At 43.7% G+C, this 17,282-nt stretch carries 15 protein-coding genes; 4 read left to right on the forward strand and 11 right to left on the reverse strand.

Translation table 11 applies throughout. The annotated features are described in order from the left end of the window. Positions 1 to 110: 110 nt before the first annotated feature. Complete coding sequence (locus F0361_RS11765) at positions 111 to 314, reverse strand: YgaP family membrane protein (RefSeq protein WP_154918797.1); 204 nt, start codon at positions 312 to 314, stop codon at positions 111 to 113. A gap of 202 nt (positions 315 to 516) precedes the next feature. On the opposite strand from F0361_RS11765, the gene F0361_RS11770 reads away from it, so the two are divergent. Both F0361_RS11770 and F0361_RS11775 read left to right on the forward strand, forming a co-directional pair. Beyond that, positions 517 to 1,398, forward strand: coding sequence for a sterol desaturase family protein (locus F0361_RS11770; protein ID WP_154918798.1), 882 nt, complete (start codon positions 517 to 519; stop codon positions 1,396 to 1,398). A 157-nt stretch (positions 1,399 to 1,555) separates the two neighbouring features. Beyond that, positions 1,556 to 2,407 (forward strand): universal stress protein, encoded by an 852-nt coding sequence (locus F0361_RS11775; RefSeq protein ID WP_161598235.1) that lies wholly within the window; start codon positions 1,556 to 1,558, stop codon positions 2,405 to 2,407. A gap of 152 nt (positions 2,408 to 2,559) precedes the next feature. On the opposite strand, the gene F0361_RS11780 is transcribed toward F0361_RS11775, so the two are convergent. The 10 genes from F0361_RS11780 to F0361_RS11825 all read right to left on the reverse strand — a co-directional run bounded on the left by F0361_RS11780 (position 2,560) and on the right by F0361_RS11825 (position 11,082). After that, positions 2,560 to 3,564: a c-type heme family protein gene (locus F0361_RS11780; protein ID WP_154918800.1), complete on the reverse strand. Its 1,005-nt coding sequence runs from the start codon at positions 3,562 to 3,564 to the stop codon at positions 2,560 to 2,562. A gap of 137 nt (positions 3,565 to 3,701) precedes the next feature. Next, on the reverse strand, positions 3,702 to 3,968 hold the full coding sequence (locus F0361_RS11785) for a heavy-metal-associated domain-containing protein (protein ID WP_154918801.1): 267 nt from the start codon (positions 3,966 to 3,968) through the stop codon (positions 3,702 to 3,704). A gap of 19 nt (positions 3,969 to 3,987) precedes the next feature. After that, on the reverse strand, positions 3,988 to 4,335 hold the full coding sequence (locus F0361_RS11790) for a rhodanese-like domain-containing protein (protein ID WP_154918802.1): 348 nt from the start codon (positions 4,333 to 4,335) through the stop codon (positions 3,988 to 3,990). A gap of 335 nt (positions 4,336 to 4,670) precedes the next feature. Further along, positions 4,671 to 6,080: an MBL fold metallo-hydrolase gene (locus F0361_RS11795; protein WP_154918803.1), complete on the reverse strand. Its 1,410-nt coding sequence runs from the start codon at positions 6,078 to 6,080 to the stop codon at positions 4,671 to 4,673. A gap of 213 nt (positions 6,081 to 6,293) precedes the next feature. Then, positions 6,294 to 7,709 carry an MBL fold metallo-hydrolase gene (locus F0361_RS11800; RefSeq protein WP_154918804.1) on the reverse strand — a complete coding sequence of 472 codons (1,416 nt, stop codon included), beginning with the start codon at positions 7,707 to 7,709 and terminating at the stop codon, positions 6,294 to 6,296. Between the two features lie 127 nt (positions 7,710 to 7,836). Further along, on the reverse strand, positions 7,837 to 8,649 hold the full coding sequence (locus F0361_RS11805; RefSeq protein WP_154918805.1) for a sulfite exporter TauE/SafE family protein: 813 nt from the start codon (positions 8,647 to 8,649) through the stop codon (positions 7,837 to 7,839). A 72-nt stretch (positions 8,650 to 8,721) separates the two neighbouring features. Continuing rightward, positions 8,722 to 9,354, reverse strand: a complete 633-nt coding sequence (locus F0361_RS11810) for a Crp/Fnr family transcriptional regulator (protein WP_138258532.1) — start codon at positions 9,352 to 9,354, stop codon at positions 8,722 to 8,724. An 8-nt stretch (positions 9,355 to 9,362) separates the two neighbouring features. Continuing rightward, positions 9,363 to 9,752 (reverse strand): DUF983 domain-containing protein, encoded by a 390-nt coding sequence (locus F0361_RS11815; protein ID WP_154918806.1) that lies wholly within the window; start codon positions 9,750 to 9,752, stop codon positions 9,363 to 9,365. A 146-nt stretch (positions 9,753 to 9,898) separates the two neighbouring features. Continuing rightward, on the reverse strand, positions 9,899 to 10,258 hold the full coding sequence (locus F0361_RS11820) for a DUF2200 domain-containing protein (protein WP_154918807.1): 360 nt from the start codon (positions 10,256 to 10,258) through the stop codon (positions 9,899 to 9,901). A gap of 23 nt (positions 10,259 to 10,281) precedes the next feature. Further along, on the reverse strand, positions 10,282 to 11,082 hold the full coding sequence (locus F0361_RS11825) for a 3-keto-disaccharide hydrolase (RefSeq protein ID WP_211361168.1): 801 nt from the start codon (positions 11,080 to 11,082) through the stop codon (positions 10,282 to 10,284). 298 nt (positions 11,083 to 11,380) lie between these two features. On the opposite strand from F0361_RS11825, the gene F0361_RS11830 reads away from it, so the two are divergent. Both F0361_RS11830 and F0361_RS11835 read left to right on the forward strand, forming a co-directional pair. Further along, positions 11,381 to 14,704 carry a transglutaminase family protein gene (locus tag F0361_RS11830; protein ID WP_154918808.1) on the forward strand — a complete coding sequence of 1,108 codons (3,324 nt, stop codon included), beginning with the start codon at positions 11,381 to 11,383 and terminating at the stop codon, positions 14,702 to 14,704. 13 nt (positions 14,705 to 14,717) lie between these two features. Then, the gene (locus F0361_RS11835) at positions 14,718 to 17,282 is read left to right on the forward strand and encodes a circularly permuted type 2 ATP-grasp protein (RefSeq protein ID WP_154918809.1); all 2,565 of its coding nucleotides are present in this window, start codon (positions 14,718 to 14,720) and stop codon (positions 17,280 to 17,282) included.

A 17,282-nucleotide genomic window follows, 5' to 3' on the forward strand; every position in this document is an offset into this window, starting at 1 on the left:
ACGAATTGTGTAACAAAGGTTACAGAGTCTTGAATTTATATGATAGCAGTCATAAAAAAGACCGATTTCTAACGAAGAAATCGGTCTTTACAAAATGATTAAAATGATAATTATTTTGTTTTGCAGGTACTGATCCCGAAGAGCGTATACAGCGGGCAAAAACTGACGAGACTCGTCAACACAAAAATGGTGGCCAAGGCCATCAATACATAGGCCAAGGTTCCCCCGATGACATTAAAATAGTACAGGGCAAACACTGCCAATGCAATAATGATTCGGACGGTTTTATCCGCACTTCCCATATTTTTTTTCATGATTAAAAGTTTAATTGGTTTCTATTGTTTTAAAATCCCAACCAACTGTTCAAGTCGGTGATGTTTCCGTTACATTTTGGTAGTTAATGCGTTACGATTCAAAATTGACTCTAATATAGTGATATTATCGGTCAAGTTTTGTAACCAAAGTTACCAAACCTTACGGAGTAAGAAATTATCTTTGACCTCATAAATTTGGACGATGGAATATCTAAAAGCTTTTTACGATGCTTTTTTGGGAACCCTCAACTGGACCTGGAAATCCATCCTATTTGAGGTTCCTTGGTATACCAATTATTTTTGGGGACTCATGGTGATTTCTTTGCTTGTTTGGGCATTGGAAATTGCCTTTCCTTGGCGAAAGAACCAGGGTATTTTCAGAAAGGATTTTTGGCTGGACGCCTTCTATATGTTTTTCAACTTTTTCCTTTTTGCGATTGTCATCAGCGGGGTATATAAAGTTCTTCAGTTGTTCTTTGAAGAAATGGGCATTACTGCCAAGAGTTTGGCCCTAATAGATTTTACCCCATGGCCTTCTTGGGCGCAATTGTTCGTTTTTTTCCTGATTTTGGATTTTGTTCAATGGTTTACCCATATACTTTTGCACAGATATGAGGTACTATGGAATTTTCACAAGGTACACCACAGCGTTAAGGAAATGGGCTTTGCGGCACATTTGCGCTATCACTGGATGGAAAACATCCTATACAAGCCTCTAAAAACCTTTGGTGTAATGCTATTGGGTGGTTTTGAGCCGGAACAGGCCTATATTGTCCACTTTTTCGCCATTGCTATCGGGCACTTGAATCATTCCAATATCAAGATTACCTGGGGACCCTTGAAATACCTTTTGAACAATCCGGTGATGCATCTATACCATCATGCCTACAACCTGCCCTCGGATAAGCGATATGGCGTAAATTTCGGCATCAGTTTAAGTCTTTGGGATTATATTTTCAAAACCGATTATGTTCCAGAAGATAGTGGTACCGTGGAACTTGGCTTTGCTGGTGAGGAGTCCCTACCAAAAGATTTTTTTGGGCAATTGTTTTATGGATTTCGCTGGAAGAAAAAGGTAGGGTAAGTCCTTGTTAACGAAGGTTATAAAACTCCAATCACGTAAGTTTTAATGATTATTAAATAGTTCTACTAACTTTCCCAATCAAGGATGTGTACATGACAATTGTCAGGTTTTAGTATTATTTAATTAAGTAGTTTGTGGCTAAATAAAAATGTCAAGTATGAGAAATGTTATTTTGCCCACCGATTTTTCACCCAATGCCCAAAAGGCAATTGCCTACGCCCAAAATCTTTTTAAGGGGAACACCACAACGTTTTATTTGGTAAATGTCATGGATGGGGCCGTCCCCTATAGTACTACTGGCATAGGTACCAAAAGGATGGCAGAGACCATCAATAAATCACTGTTGGAGCAGTCCAATGAAGGTTTGGAGACCACCATGGCCGATCTTAAGGCACAGGGCATAGCAGAGGAACACACTTTCGTGCCATGTTCCCTAAAGGGCTCTTTTTTTAATACTATTGAAAAGTTTATTGAGGAAAAGGACATTCATTATGTAATCATGGGTACCAAAGGGGCCTCCGGTCTTAAAGAGATGACCTTGGGAAGCAATACCAGTAGCCTTTTGGGAAAAGTACTGGCGGCGGTCCTAGCCGTACCAGAGAATTATAGTTTCCAGAACATCGAAGAATTGGTCTTTGCTACCGATTTCGAGGTTGACTATTCTGAAAAGGGACTTGCACCCTTGCTGGATCTTAGGAGGGATCATAATGCACGCATTGCAGTGCTGTTCTTGGATGAGCAACGAAAAGGGTTGAGCGGCACCCAAATTACGGCCAAGTCCTATCTACAGACTCTTTTAAAAGAAGAAAACAGTGATTTTTTTGAACTGGACGGGGTAGGTGTCGCTATGGGTGCCCGGTTGTTCACTAAGAGCCGTAGGGCAGATCTTCTTTGCCTTGTAGCCAAAAAACATGATAAACTGTTGGATTTATTTAGGAAATCTGAAACCAAGGGAATGGTAAACCATGCAGATGTTCCTATTTTGGTTTTGAACCAAGCTAATTTTTAATTGTTCACTGCCATGATTTATTAGGAAGCGCAGACTGGACCGGGACTTTTGTAGCCAAGGAAATAGAGAATAAGGTAATGAGTTTAAAGTTAAAGGTATATTTTTCCCAAGTCAAAGATTTTTCATCCTTTCACCTTTGAACCCCGCCGTTCTTAAGGCTCTTCCTTCTGAAAAGTAATACTCCAAATACCCCGTACCTCATTGGTGGAATATCCCGTAGCGGCATCCTCAGGGTAGCGTTCGTTTAATATGGAGACCACTTCTGAAGGTATATCCTTAGATGGATTCCCATGACATTTCAGGCACATATCGTTGGTGACAATAGGCGCGTAGAAGTGTGTTTTATCGCCGTTTTCGATTACTATGGGCTCATAAACTTCATTTGCCCTAATTTTATCCTTGAAAAAGGCAATGTGCTCCATTTCTTGGGCATTGGCCTTGTTTCTAAGATTTCTGGTCTTGTCCGAAACTCTTTTGATTTTGGCGTTATGTACGATCGCCATGCTATCCGTTAACGGATAGGCCCTTTCATTGCAAAACTTCAATGCCGCGACCGAACCTTCCTTTTGCATTTTTCCCATGAGGTTCTTGCCCAATACATTTTGGGTACTTTGGGCCATCTCCAAGCCTATTTGTTTTGCCGATTTTTTAGGGGCGTCCGCCTCCTTTAGCACTTTTCCTTGCTGCTCAAAGTTGCCGGAACCGTGTCCTTTTTCCCAGTGCTCCTTGAACCAGCCGGGTTCTTCAATTTTATAGTCAAACATATACTCCGATATCATTCTGATATCCTCCTCCGAATATGGCTGATAGGGCATTACCCCGAACCTTTTTAGGGCACCTTTCATCTTACCTTTTTCCAAGCTGGGTTTTTCCACAAAGTTCCAAATGGCATCCACAAATTCCTCCTTATTGGGGCTGTCCATGAGGTATCTTGCCTTAATGGCGATCATGGGCGGTGCAATCCGGGCATCCTCGCCGGCATCGGGACCATGACATACATAGCATTTGGCTTCCATAAGTTCCCTGCCCTTTAAGGCATCTTGTTGGTTAAATGCTGGCTTTTCTATTGCTACCTCGGAAATCGATTTATCAGAATTCCCTGAATTCTTGCAGCTTGCTAAATATAGAAGCGAGATTATGAATAGGATTTTTTTCATCGGATTGATTTTTTGAATTAAATAGGCTTGCACCCGCTTCCTAGGTATTTGTGGGAAGACTAAAAATATCCCTTCGTTGATATGGATTACTGGTCATTCCAATTGAAACATCGGCATCAAAATACCATTTTAAAGCGCTATTTCATTTTACCTGTAGCACAGCTAACATAGGACTTGAATTGTGCCATCTTTGAATTTTCCATATCCACCGACGGATATCCAATTTTCAAAAGCTTTTCCTTAACCAGTAGGGCATCGTCCAAATCCTGGTATTCAAAGGAAACGGAGGAAGTTTCTACGTCCACGGAAACATTGGAAACCGAATCCAATTCAGATACTTTACTGATGATCGTTTTTGCACAGCCCCCACATTTAAGGTTCTGCACCACTAATGTAGCCTTCATACCAGTACTTTTATTATGTTCAGTTCCAGGAATTATAGCCTCCCCGTAGATCGTAAATTTCGTTAAAACCCATAGCTACCAGCTTCTTTGCCGCCTTTTGGCTTCTAGCGCCGGATCTGCAGTAAACATATACAGGTTTATTTTTATCCAATTTCTCAAAAGCCGTCCTGAAGTTCGAGGCATTGAAAAAATCGATGTTAAGGGCCTTTTTTATGTGTCCGCCGTTATATTCAGAAGGGGTCCTTACATCCACCAACTGTACTTTTGGGCCGCTGATGGCAGTGGCATATGCGTTTTTGTCCAAAATGACGATGTTTCCCGTATCGGTAGTGTTCTTGGAACCAAATAGTGCGCTTAGAAATGACATTTGTTACAAATTTTAAAGTGAGAATTTTTAAAAGGAGACAGACTTTCCGGCCTGCCTCCTTTAAACAACCAACCAATTAAAAACAATCGGATCAATACCTATCCCTAAATATCGATCGGATTTTTGTTACTACAGTCGTATTACTATAGTACTCTAAAGGTATAATGTAATCCGGGCACCCACAGTAACTATAGTTACACAAGGAAAAAAAATCGAAAAATTTAGGAATACCGGCCTTTGAGGTAAAAAAAAGACCCACAAAAATCATGAAATGAATCTTTCCGTGGGTCTCTAACTAACTAAAGGTTCTTTGAAGGTATTTGATTTACATTAATTTACAAAGTAGATGGGCAAACATATTCGGAAACCGGTATTCCGGCTTCATTGATGGCTTTAAAACCGCCCTTTACATCGATCAAGTTATGGATGCCCCTACTTTTTAAGATGCTGGCGGCAATCATGCTCCTGTAACCTCCGGCACAATGAACATAAAATGTATCGTTATCCGGAAATTCGGCCAAGTAATCGTTCAAATAATCCAAGGGCGTGTTATGTGCTTCCAATACATGTTCGGAAAGATATTCGCTGTTCTTTCGGACATCGAAAACAGGAATATTTTCCTTTTCCATCTGCGATTTTAATTCCGAAGCATCGACCTGACTAACCGTATCATATTCCATGGAGGCCTTTTTCCAAGCCTCAAACCCGCCTTCCAAATAACCAAGGGTATTGTCAAAACCTACTCTGGATAATCTGGTAACGGCTTCTTCTTCCAAACCTTTTGGTGCCACCAATAGAATGGGTTGTTGTACATCTGCGATCAAGGCTCCCACCCATGGGGCGAAGCTACCATCAAGCCCTATGAATATGGATCGTGGGATATGTCCTTTGGCAAAGTCGGCCGCATTGCGAACATCCAATACAATGGCTCCAGTTTCATTGGCTGCCGATTCAAAGGCTTTTGGGGACAGGGCCCTGGTTCCTCTTTCAAGAATCTGGTCGATATCCTCGTATCCTTCCTTGTTCATTTTTACGTTTAAGGGGAAATATTGTGGCGGAGGCAATAATCCGTCCGTAACTTCTTCGATAAATTCCTCCTTGGTCATGTCCGCTCGAAGGGCATAGTTCATTTTTTTCTGATTTCCCAAGGTATCCACGGTTTCCTTCATCATGTTCTTTCCACATGCGGAACCTGCACCGTGGGCGGGATATACGATTACATCATCGGCGAGTGGCATTATTTTCTCCCGGAGACTGTCGTACAAGAATCCGGCCAGGTCCTTTTCCGTCAATACGCCCATTTTTTGGGCAAGGTCCGGTCTGCCCACATCTCCCAAGAACAGGGTGTCACCGCTAAATATGGCATGGTCCTTTCCATCTTTGTCCTTCAGTAGGTAGGTGGTACTTTCCATGGTATGCCCGGGGGTGTGAAGTACCTTTATGGTTACCTCCCCCAGTTTGAATTCCTGGTTGTCCTTCGCAATGATGGCTTCAAAATTGGGATTGGCGTTGGGGCCAAATACAATGGGTGCCCCGGTCTCCTTGGCCAAGGTAACATGTCCGCTCACGAAATCGGCATGAAAATGTGTCTCAAAAATATACTTGATCTTTGCGTCATCCAGTTTCGCCCTATTGATATATGGTTTTACCTCCCTTAACGGGTCGATAATGGCCACCTCTCCTTTACTTTCTATATAATAAGCTCCCTGAGCAAGGCAACCTGTATAAATCTGTTCAACTTTCATCTGTTTATTTTTATTGTTTTTATTAGGTCAGATGCAATTCGCCAATAACCATCTCAATACGTATCAAGACTTGTTATGGCTCATTTCATGAATACACAGTTTTTAATTGAAGACAAAATTACTAATTGTAATTTACTAAATTGGTAACAAAGGTTACATTTGGCGCAAACAAAAAGCCCCTATAAAAGGGGCTTTATCATGGTTCTCGATGAATTATAACATGGTGGACGGACAGACGTATTCCGACTTTGGAAGTGCCGTTTTGGCAAGGTCGGCGAAGCCTCCCTCTACATCCGCAAAATCCTGCCATCCCCGTTGTTTCAGTATGGATGCGGCAATCATACTTCTATAACCGCCCGCACAGTGTAGCACAAATGTATTTTCCTTGGGAAATTCCGCCAAATGTTGGTTTATCTCATTCAATGGAATGTTCACCGCACCGATCAAATGCTCGGAATCAAATTCGCTTTTTTTGCGAACATCGATTATTAATGGTATTTCGTCTTTCATGGCTTTTTCCAGTTCCGTGGCCGAAATGCGGTTGACCATCTCAAATTCCTTACCAGAATCTTTCCAGGCCTCAAAGCCCCCCTTCAAGAAGCCTACGGTGTTGTCATAGCCCACCCTAGATAAGCGCGTAATGGCCTCTTCCTCTTTTCCATCGTAGGTCACTAGAAGAATCTCCTGTTTGATGTCTGGAATCATCTCACCCACCCATTGGGCAAAACTTCCTTCCAAACCAATGTTGATGCTGTTGGGTATAAAGCCCTTCGCAAAATCCGCAGCATCCCTGGTGTCCAAAACCAGGGCCCCGGTTTCATTGGCCACCGCCTCAAAGGCTTGTGGCGAGTAGGGGGTTGTGGCCCTGTCCATTATGTTGTCCAAACTTTCGTAACCCTTGATGTTCATCAATACATTCTTTGGGAAATAGCCCGGTGGTGTGGTAAGCCCGGTAAGCAATTCCTTTATGAACTCCTCCTTGGTCATATCGGCTCGTAGGGCGTAGTTCACCTTTTTTTGGTTTCCCAAGGTATCAGTGGTTTCCTTGCTCATCATTTTTCCGCATGCGGAACCCGCTCCATGGTTGGGATACACGATCAAATCATCGTTCAAGGGCATGATTTTGTTTCGAAGGGAATCGTACAAATGGCCCGCTAATTTTTCCTCCGTCAGTTCGGATACTACATGCTGGGCCAAATCGGGTCTTCCAACATCGCCAATGAACAGGGTGTCACCGGTAATGATTCCATGTTCATGGCCGTTTTCATCTATTAAGAGGTAGGTAGTACTTTCCATAGTATGACCTGGCGTGTGTATCACCTTTACCTTGTAATCGCCTACTTCAAAAATTTGTCCGTCCTCCGCGGTTATAGCTTCATAGGCAGGCTTTGCTCCCGGTCCAAAAACGATTTCGGCATTGGCTTTTTTTTGAAGGTCCAAGTGTCCGCTTACAAAATCCGCATGGAAATGGGTCTCAAAAACATATTTGATTTTCGCATTGTCCTTTTTTGCCCGGTCCAGATATGGATATACTTCCCGCAAGGGGTCGAATACTGCGGCTTCACCTTTGCTTTCAATATAGTAGGCGGCATGCGCCAAGCATCCTGTATAGATCTGTTCTACTTTCATAATTGCTGATATTTAATGGTTCATTTTTTAAAAGTAGGGATTCCAACAAAAGAAAAAAGTGACTTTTGTTACATAAGCCGAAAAATTATCGATGTAAGGAAAAGCGGTAAAATTTGTAAAAACGCGTCTAGGAAACGGTGAAGAACTCCATATAGAAAATAAATACGGCCATCACCAGAATAAAATATCCGAAGCCTTTCTTCAGCTTATTACCGTCGATAAAGTTGCCCATATAACTACCTATAAAGATTCCCAAAAAGGAAAGACCTGTAAAAATGAGAAGGAAAAACCAGTTGATTTCCATGGTCAACGCATCCCCCAAAAAGAAACCCATTAAGGATTTTACCGCAATAATGATCAAGGAGGTTCCCACGGCGACCTTCATTTCTACATTGGCCAAGATAACGAGCGCTGGAATGATCAGAAAACCGCCCCCGGCCCCAATAAGGCCAGTGATACCACCAACCAACAAGCCTTCTGCCAAAATGAGGGGGTAATTGTATTTTACAACGCCAGTCACTTTCTTTGGGGCTTCCTTTTTTGTTTTTAACATGGAATATGCGGCAGGAATCATTAGGATTGCAAACAACCCGAACATACCCATGCGACGTGTAAACTGAAAATCACCTATTTCAAACAAAACATCTGGTAAAATGGGAACGAGATAGTGCCTTACCAAGGTTACCCCTATAATAGCGGGTATACCAAAAACAATCGCCGTTCGCCAGTCCACATATCCTTTTAGATGTTGTTTCCAACCGCCTACCAAGGCACTTGCCCCGACAATAAAAAGGGAGTAGGCCGTGGCCACTTTTTCATTTACGGAAAATAGGTAGGCCAGTACGGGTACGGCCAAAATGGAACCTCCACCGCCAATGAGACCTAGGGATATTCCAATGATTAACGCGCTGGTGTAACCAAATATGTGTAGCACTTCCATGTAACATTTACAATTACAGGTGCGAAGCTATAGCACCTACAGAAGCCTTGCAGTAACATTGGTTACAAAGGATTACAAATCCAAAATTTTAATGTAGTTGCGATGCAGCTCAATGGAGCCCATCTGTTCCAGTTTTTTTAGCAATCTGGAAATCACCACCCTGGAGCTATGCAGTTCGTAGGCTATTTCTTGATGGGTGTTGTTGATGATGTCCCCCTTGTTGATTCTAGCCTTTTCCTTGAGATAACTGATCAAGCGGGCATCCATTTTATCGAATGCGATACTGTCTAAGGTACTCAACAATTCGTTCAGCCTTTCGTGATAGCTGTTGAACACAAAATTTCGCCAGCTCTTGTATTTTACGGTCCATTCCTCCATTTTTTGCATGGGCACCATAATAAGCTTGCTATCGGTTTCCGTAATGGCCCTGATTTCACTTTTGGAATCTCCCATACAGCAGGCCAAGGTCATGGAGCAGGTGTCCCCTTTTTCCAAATAATACAACAGAAGCTCGTCCCCATCATTGTCCTCCCTTAGGATTTTGATGGCTCCTGAAATCAAGAGTGGCATTCCCTTGATGTAATCACCAATTTCAATGAGTTTGTATCCTTCGGGGACTTCTTTAAAGGTACCTACCTGTACGATTTCATTAATGAGATCCTTTTCAAAAATCGACCCATAACTTTCTGTAAGTTCCTGTATCATTGATGAGATTATTTAACCTTATCGGCAATTTCCTTATTATAGTTGAAGAAAAAATTTGCCCAGATCGACTTTGACACGGCCGCAATCCAGGGCATGGTCAGGACCAAAACGGTCACTATGGCCCCAAATATTCCCAAAATACTAAAATCAAGACCCAAGAGCAACGTTAGAACATATACCGCAACGGCAACCGCTACGCCTACGGCATAGGAAACATACATACTGCCATAATAAAAACTGGGCTCTATGCTGTACTTAAGATTGCATTTGGGACAATGCTCCTTCACTTTATTGAAGTTGCTCAATTTATAGGGGTTCGCCTCTAGAAAAGCCCCTTCATGACATCTAGGACATTTTAAAAATAGAATACTATAGATTTTGGAACCTTTGCCGAACATACCGTGTATTTTACTGCAAAAATAAACTATATAAACCGTTATCTGGGTAACTTTTGTTACAGAGGTTTCGGCCGGATATTTAAAATTCGACCCCATTCTTTATGGAAAACTATGAATCTAAAAACGGTTCACGCATCCCAATATCCCTATTTCCTCAAAATCTTGTCCATGGCTTTACCCTTGGCGAGTTCATCCACCAATTTATCCAGATAGCGTACTTTTTGCAACAGTTTGTCCTCAACTTCCTCCACGCGGTACCCACATATGACACCGGTGATTTTGGAAACATTGGGATTTAGTTTGGGAGCCTCGTCAAAAAAGGTCTCAAAATTTGTTTTGTTCTCAATAATATTGGCCAAGGCTTCCCTATCATAACCTGTTAGCCAGAAAATTATAGTGTCCACATCCTCTTTTGTTCTCCCTTTTTTTTCGGCCTTGGCAATATAATGGGGATATACGCCTGCGAAGGACATGGTGTAGATACGGTGTTTTTTCGGTTCGGACATAGGAAATAGTGGATATTTTTATGTTACAGCTCTCTGAGCCATATGTTTCTAAAACTTATCGGTTCACTGGGGTCGCCGTGTGCCTGAAGTCGGATAGGGGATGGGCCATGTTTTCTATAGCTTGGTGGGCCTATCCAAGGGGTGATTCCCTTAAGTTCGTAATTGTTCTGAACCAAAACCCCATTGTGAAATGCCGTAACACTTGCGGCCGATTTTAGTGTGCCATCCTCATTAAAACGTGGGCCTTTCCAAACGATGTCATAGGTCTGCCACTCGCCGGGTTTTCTGGCGGCATTGGCCAATGGAATGGATTGTTTGTACATAGACCCTACCTGGCCATTGACGTAGGTATCGTTATCGTAGTTGTCCAATATCTGTATTTCATACCCGTCCTCGAACAACCCGGTTTCATCAAGTCCCAGATAGGCTAGGAAAATTCCGCTATTGCCCCTGCTTTGGCCTTCGCCCGTAATATTCTCAGGGATTAGGTATTCCAAATGCAATTGGTAATCCAGGTAGCTGTCTCTCGTCGTGAGACTACCTGCTTTTTTATTGACGGTCATAATGCCGTTTTCCACCTTCCAAGTTTCGGAATTTTCAGGGTTGTCATAGGTCCACTTTTCTAAATCGGTTCCGTCAAAAAGTACAACCGCATCGGACGGTGGCTCGCCGTAGCATTTCCCGGCATCCACTTTGGGAGGAACGGGTTCATACACTTCTGTTTTTTGGGATTCCTTGTATAGTTTTTCCCAGTCTGGTTCTTGGGAGAAACTTAGTATTGAAGTTGAAAAGGCGATTATCGCAAGGGCTAATTTTATTTTCACGAATGGTACTATTTAAGGGTTATTTCACGTATGTTTCCACTGTCAAAAAGGTTTCAAATCTAGAATTAGATCCTACGTTGATAATCACAAGATAGCAATTCGCACTAAGAAATCAAGATCGGTTCTTTCCTTTAGTAAGTATTGATTTAACTTATTTAGTTCTGGGTTACAAATTATGATTAATTCAAAAATAATCCCAAGAACTATGATTTGGATAAAAATAGAATGGAAACCTTTCTAAAAATCTGTAATTGGGAATTAAGTTTTTATCTTAGTTAGGCTTGAAATTTATAAGTATATGGCTTTAAAAGTAGCGATTAAACATTACACCCGATACAAATACGACAGAAGGGTCAATCTGTCCCCCCACATATTTAGACTGCGACCGGCTCCGCATAGCAGAACGCCCATTGAGGCGTATTCGATCAAAATAAAGCCGGAAAACCATTTTTTCAACTGGCAACAGGATCCCTTTGGGAATTATTTGGCCCGTTTGGTCTTTCCTGAAAAAACGGACGAACTTTCCATTGATGTGGAAATCATTGCCGATATGAAGACCATCAATCCCTTCGATTTTTTCGTGGAGGAATCAGTGGAGAATTTTCCTTTCACCTATAAACCCGAACTGAAAAAGGAACTGTTGCCCTATCTTGAAATTACGGAAGAAGGGCCCCTGTTACAGGAATGGTTATCCAAAATAGACAAAACACCCAGACGCAGTATCGATTTTTTAACGAGTCTCAATCAAGGCCTTTACAAGTATTTGAACTATACGATCCGTATGGAACCGGGCGTCCAGACCTGCGAGGAAACCTTGGCCAGAAAGTTGGGTTCCTGTAGGGATTTTGCCTGGCTGTTGGTACAGACCCTTAGGCATTTGGGCCTTGCGGCCCGTTTCGTTTCGGGGTATTTGGTACAGTTGAAGGCCGATGAAAAATCCCTGGACGGTCCGTCCGGTCCCGAAGAGGATTTCACCGATCTGCACGCCTGGGCCGAGGTATATCTCCCCGGTGCTGGGTGGATAGGCTTGGATGCCACTTCCGGTCTGTTGGCGGGGGAAGGACATATCCCACTGGCCTGTACGCCATCCTTTGAAAGTGCCGCTCCGGTATATGGACTCACTGATCCCTGCGAAACCCAATTCGAGTTCGAGAATTCCGTAACCCGAATCTTTGAATCCCCCCGCGTGACAAAACCGTATACGGAAGATCAGTGGCAGGCCATTTACAACCTTGGCTTTGCCGTGGAGGAAGAATTGCAGGAAAACGATGTACGGCTCACGATGGGAGGGGAGCCCACTTTTGTATCCATAGACGACATGGAATCCGAGGAATGGAATACCGCTGCGGATGGTGCGCATAAACGTCAATTGGCCAGTTCCCTCTCGGTCAGATTATTGGAAACTTTTGGCAAAGGCGGGATGCTGCACCATGCCCAGGGAAAATGGTATCCCGGCGAGGCCCTCCCAAGGTGGTTGATCGGGGTACATTGGCGAAAGGACGGCGATACCATTTGGAAGGAACCCGATTTATTGGCATCCTTCACCAAAAAATATGAGCTGCCGAATGATATTACCTCCAAATTTCTAAAAACCCTTACTACCTATTTGAAGTGTCCTGATGATTCCATTATCCCGGCTTACGAGGATGCCTTTTACTTTTTGTGGGAGGAACGGAAACTACCCGTGGATATCGACCCAAAGAAATACGACGAAAAGGATTCTGCCTTACGTAAGAAATTGGGCGAAGTGCTGGAACAGGGTGTCGGGAAAAGTGTTGGGCATGTATTGCCATTGAGTAAAAAAGGGAATCGGTGGATTACAAATCCGTGGAAATTTCGGGGAACACATCTCTTTTTAAGTCCCGGGAATTCGCCCATAGGACTGCGTTTGCCGTTGGAATCCCTGCCCAAAAATCCGGAGATACCCTCGGAACCCACGGCAGAACCGGAATTGTTCGAGGCCAAACCACATCTAAAACCGTATGCCTCAGATTTGAATGAACGGTTGAAAAGTGATGTAATAAATTCCGATAAAAAACATCCGTACGTTCGTACCGCCATTTGCGCCGAAGTACGGGAGGATAAATTGTTTTTATTCCTGCCTCCCTTGGACAGTGCCGATGATTTCTTGGATTTGGTGGCCAGTATCGAGGCAACGGCCAAGGAGCTTCAAGTGCCCGTTATTCTGGAAGGATATGAACCTCCTAGGGACAACCGATTGGAAGTTTTAAAAGTTACCCCGGATCCGGGCGTTATTGAGGTGAACGTGCATCCTGCCAACAATTGGAAGGAACTGACCGAAAATACCCTTAAACTCTACGAGGAAGCGAAAAAATCGCGCCTAGGTACTGAAAAATTCATGTTGGACGGCAAGCACACCGGTACAGGCGGTGGAAACCACGTCACCCTTGGCGGACCCACGCCCGGCGACAGTCCGTTGTTGCGAAACCCGCAATTGTTGCGCAGCTTGCTTACCTTTTGGCAGCACCATCCCGGGCTTTCCTACCTGTTTTCAGGAGCGTTTATTGGACCTACGAGTCAGGCGCCCCGTGTTGATGAGGCGCGTTTGGAGAATTTGTACGAATTGGAAATCGCCTTTTCGCAAATCCCGGAGGACAAGGAAGTTCCTTTTTGGTTGACGGACCGACTCTTTAGGCATTTGTTAACTGATATCACAGGAAATACCCACAGGGCCGAGTTCTGTATCGATAAACTATACTCGCCCGATTCTTCTTCTGGGCGGTTGGGCATTCTGGAACTTAGGGCCTTTGATATGCCTCCACACGCCCAAATGAGCCTGATGCAAATGTTATTGGTACGCACCTTGGTCTCCTGGTTTTGGAAAAAACCATATAAACATGATTTGGTACGTTGGGGTACGGAACTGCATGACAAATTCCTTTTGGAACACTATGTAAAAGAGGATATTAGGGATATAGTGGGGCAGTTGAACGAGGCGGGATATCCCTTTAAATTGGATTGGTTCGACCCATTTTTTGAATTTAGGTTTCCCCTGTATGGCATGGTTGAGATCAACGGGATGCAATTGGAGCTACGCATGGCCATTGAGCCCTGGAATGTCCTGGGCGAAGAGATGTCCGGAAGGGGAACGGCGCGGTATGTGGATTCCTCCTTGGAACGGGTACAGGTAAAATTGAAAAACTTTACGGAACAACGTTATACCTTAACGTGCAACGGAATCAAGGTGGAATTAAGCCCAACGGGAACCAAAGGGGAATATGTGGCTGGGGTACGGTTTAAGGCATGGCAACCTTGGTCCGCCCTGCATCCCACCATAGGTGTGGATACACCCTTGGTTTTTGATATTGTGGATGACTGGAACAAAAAATCGATTGGGGGCTGTACCTATTTTGTTTCGCATCCGGGAGGCCGTTCCTACGATACCTATCCGGTAAATAGTTATGAGGCGGAATCTAGAAGAATTAACCGTTTTTGGGAGTTTGGCCATACCCAAGGTGAAGTTGTACCGATGGAAGTCGTTCCTTCATCAAATTTTGCTGGTAGAATGGTACAACCTAAGTCGGCTTCCAATACATTTGCATACAAAGAGATACCTATAAATCCGGAATATCCGCATGTAACGGATTTAAGAAAGAAGTAATTAGCAGATTTTAATGTCCACAACTACGAAGGCGAGCTGGTTAAATACCTATGAAACAAAGTTTGGGAACGACGAGTTGTTCACCGCAAATAATGATGTAAAGACCTATTGGAAAAAGCTGTTCACGGGCTTTGATAAATTAGGAGAAAACGGACTTTCCGGACGCCAAAAGGATATCGATTGGTTGCTCTTGGAAAATGGGGTCACCTATAACGTATACAATGACCCGCAGGGAATGCACAGGCCATGGAACCTGAATGTAGTTCCCTTGGTCATGCACCGGAACGAATGGCAAAATGTGGAGGCCGGACTAAAGCAACGGGCGGAGTTGTTGAACCTTGTACTGAAGGATGCCTATGGGGAACGAAGATTGATCAAGGACGGCATCATACCGCACGAAATTATCTACGGTCACAGGGGGTTTTTGCGCCAGTGTGCCGGAATCGAATATACTACGGAAAAGCTCCTTTCAATTTATGCGGCCGATTTGGCCCGTGGAACGGACGGTCGTCTTTGGGTGGTGAACGATAGGACCGAGGCCCCTTCCGGTATGGGCTATGCATTGGAAAACCGGTCCACCACAAGTAGGATTCTTCCGGAGATGTACTCCAAAATGAACGTGACCCGATTGTCCACCTTTTTTAAGGAGTTCCATCAGATGTTGATACATGCCGCACCCGGAAAAAAGGACAATCCAAATATTGTAATCCTTACCCCAGGATCACATAACGAAACCTATTTTGAACACGCCTACATGGCATCTTTTTTAGGATACCCACTCGTGCAGGGTAATGATTTAGTGGTGCGCGATGGATTCCTTTGGATGAAGTCCTTACAGGGCCTTAAAAAGATAGATGTGGTATTGCGTAGGGTCGATGATGCCTTTTCGGACCCCTTGGAACTGCGGGAGGATTCGCACCTAGGGGTCGCAGGATTGTTGGATGTAGTCCGAAGAAAAAATGTATCCGTCATTAACCCTGTAGGCAGCGGGGTCATTGAAAACCCCGGTTTGATTCCCTTCATGCATGCCATTTCCAAATACTTTTTAAACGAAGATCTAATACTTCCGCAAATTGCTTCCTGGTGGTGCGGGCAGGAAAAGGAAAAGAACTACGTACTAAATAACCTCTCCAATTTGGTGGTCAAGCGCATAGACCGCACCAATAGGGAGAGCATTTATTTCGGCAAGTTTTTGAGCGATAGCGAATTGGAGTCCTTAAAAGCGCAAATATTGGAGAGGCCCTATAGGTTCGTGGCCCAAGAACAAATCAATTTCTCTACGGCGCCCAATCTATCGGGAAACATCCTGGAGCCTAGAAACGTGGTGACGCGGGCTTTTTCCATTGCATCGGGCGACCAATACAGTGTCATGCCCGGCGGATTGGTACGGGTAGCACCGGACAGTAGGACCGTACGGGTTTCCAATCAAAGGGGAGGTACAAGCAAGGATTTTTGGGTGGTTGAGGACCAAGTGGTTAAGGAGGATAAAAATAAAAATTGGGAACAGAAATCGGCTATAGCCATATCCGGTCTGGACGATTTGCCAAGCCTTACGGCCGAAAACCTATATTGGGCCGGCCGTTATGTGGGTAGAACCCTCGTAAATGCCCGATTTATAAGAACGGTAATGCGTCAGTTGGCCATGGTGCAGAACAGGGATGAAAAGCCGGAAGCCCTAAAACTACAAGTACTTTTAAAGACCGTTACCCATTTAACGGGCACCTATCCCGGCTTTGCCGAAAAAAACAAGGATGGCAATCCGGCCATGGACAGTCCCTATGAGGAAATGCTTTCTGTTATTCGGGACAAAAACAGGGTGGGTAGTTTGGCCCATACTATTGGAATGTTCAGTAATTCCTACTATTCCATTCGGAACCTGTGGTCTTCGGATATGTGGCGGGTCTTTGAGAACATCCAAAAACTATGGCAGGGCTTTTTGGAGGACGAGAATCCGTCCATTCTAAAAATTCTAAAAGTCCTGAACCAACTGATTACCCGCTTAATCGCCTTTATGGGACTTATCGAGGAAAGTATCATGGTACAGCAAGGACTTTTACTTTATTTCATAGGTCTGCAATTGGAACAAAGTATGTTGACCATATCCAAATGCCGTTCCTTGTTGGCCGTAAAATATGAATCGCAGGTAGAGTATGATCTTTTGGAGTATCTGCTTACGAGTCATGAAAGCTTGAATATTTACAGATATAGTTATCGGTCGCACATACAATTGGAACATGTACTGGATTTGGTGATTTTGGACGTGGAATATGCAAGGTCCCTCACGTTTATGATCAAAAGACTTCAAAAGGATATCGCTCGGTTGCCACACTCCAGAAAGGACCAACAGCTTACCAGTTACCAGAAATATGTTTTTAGCGCATTTTCCAAGTTACGACTATCGGAATCGAACAAATTGTGCATGACAAAATCCAAGAACGATGTGGTCAGGGAGGATTTGGACAGTCTTCTCGGGGAGCTTTCCGATCTGTTATATAAAACTTCCCAATCCTTAACGAGCACCTATTTCAACCACACGGATAGACAGACGCAAATGTTCACCCAGTCATTTCCCATTTAA

It is taken from the genome of Maribacter flavus (assembly GCF_008386635.1).
Taxonomy (GTDB): Bacteria; Bacteroidota; Bacteroidia; order Flavobacteriales; family Flavobacteriaceae; genus Maribacter; species Maribacter flavus.

Bases quoted from the DNA above. Each gene is read 5' to 3' on its own strand.
- F0361_RS11830 (WP_154918808.1), top strand. From the start codon at position 11,381: ATGGCTTTAAAAGTAGCGATTAAACATTACACCCGATACAAATACGAC.
- F0361_RS11810 (WP_138258532.1), bottom strand. From the start codon at position 9,354: ATGATACAGGAACTTACAGAAAGTTATGGGTCGATTTTTGAAAAGGAT.
- F0361_RS11800 (WP_154918804.1), bottom strand. From the start codon at position 7,709: ATGAAAGTAGAACAGATCTATACAGGATGCTTGGCGCATGCCGCCTAC.
- F0361_RS11775 (WP_161598235.1), top strand. From the start codon at position 1,556: ATGAGAAATGTTATTTTGCCCACCGATTTTTCACCCAATGCCCAAAAG.
- F0361_RS11835 (WP_154918809.1), top strand. From the start codon at position 14,718: ATGTCCACAACTACGAAGGCGAGCTGGTTAAATACCTATGAAACAAAG.
- F0361_RS11790 (WP_154918802.1), bottom strand. From the start codon at position 4,335: ATGTCATTTCTAAGCGCACTATTTGGTTCCAAGAACACTACCGATACG.
- F0361_RS11815 (WP_154918806.1), bottom strand. From the start codon at position 9,752: ATGTTCGGCAAAGGTTCCAAAATCTATAGTATTCTATTTTTAAAATGT.
- F0361_RS11785 (WP_154918801.1), bottom strand. From the start codon at position 3,968: ATGAAGGCTACATTAGTGGTGCAGAACCTTAAATGTGGGGGCTGTGCA.
- F0361_RS11805 (WP_154918805.1), bottom strand. From the start codon at position 8,649: ATGGAAGTGCTACACATATTTGGTTACACCAGCGCGTTAATCATTGGA.
- F0361_RS11765 (WP_154918797.1), bottom strand. From the start codon at position 314: ATGAAAAAAAATATGGGAAGTGCGGATAAAACCGTCCGAATCATTATT.
- F0361_RS11780 (WP_154918800.1), bottom strand. From the start codon at position 3,564: ATGAAAAAAATCCTATTCATAATCTCGCTTCTATATTTAGCAAGCTGC.
- F0361_RS11770 (WP_154918798.1), top strand. From the start codon at position 517: ATGGAATATCTAAAAGCTTTTTACGATGCTTTTTTGGGAACCCTCAAC.
- F0361_RS11820 (WP_154918807.1), bottom strand. From the start codon at position 10,258: ATGTCCGAACCGAAAAAACACCGTATCTACACCATGTCCTTCGCAGGC.
- F0361_RS11795 (WP_154918803.1), bottom strand. From the start codon at position 6,080: ATGAAAGTTGAACAGATTTATACAGGTTGCCTTGCTCAGGGAGCTTAT.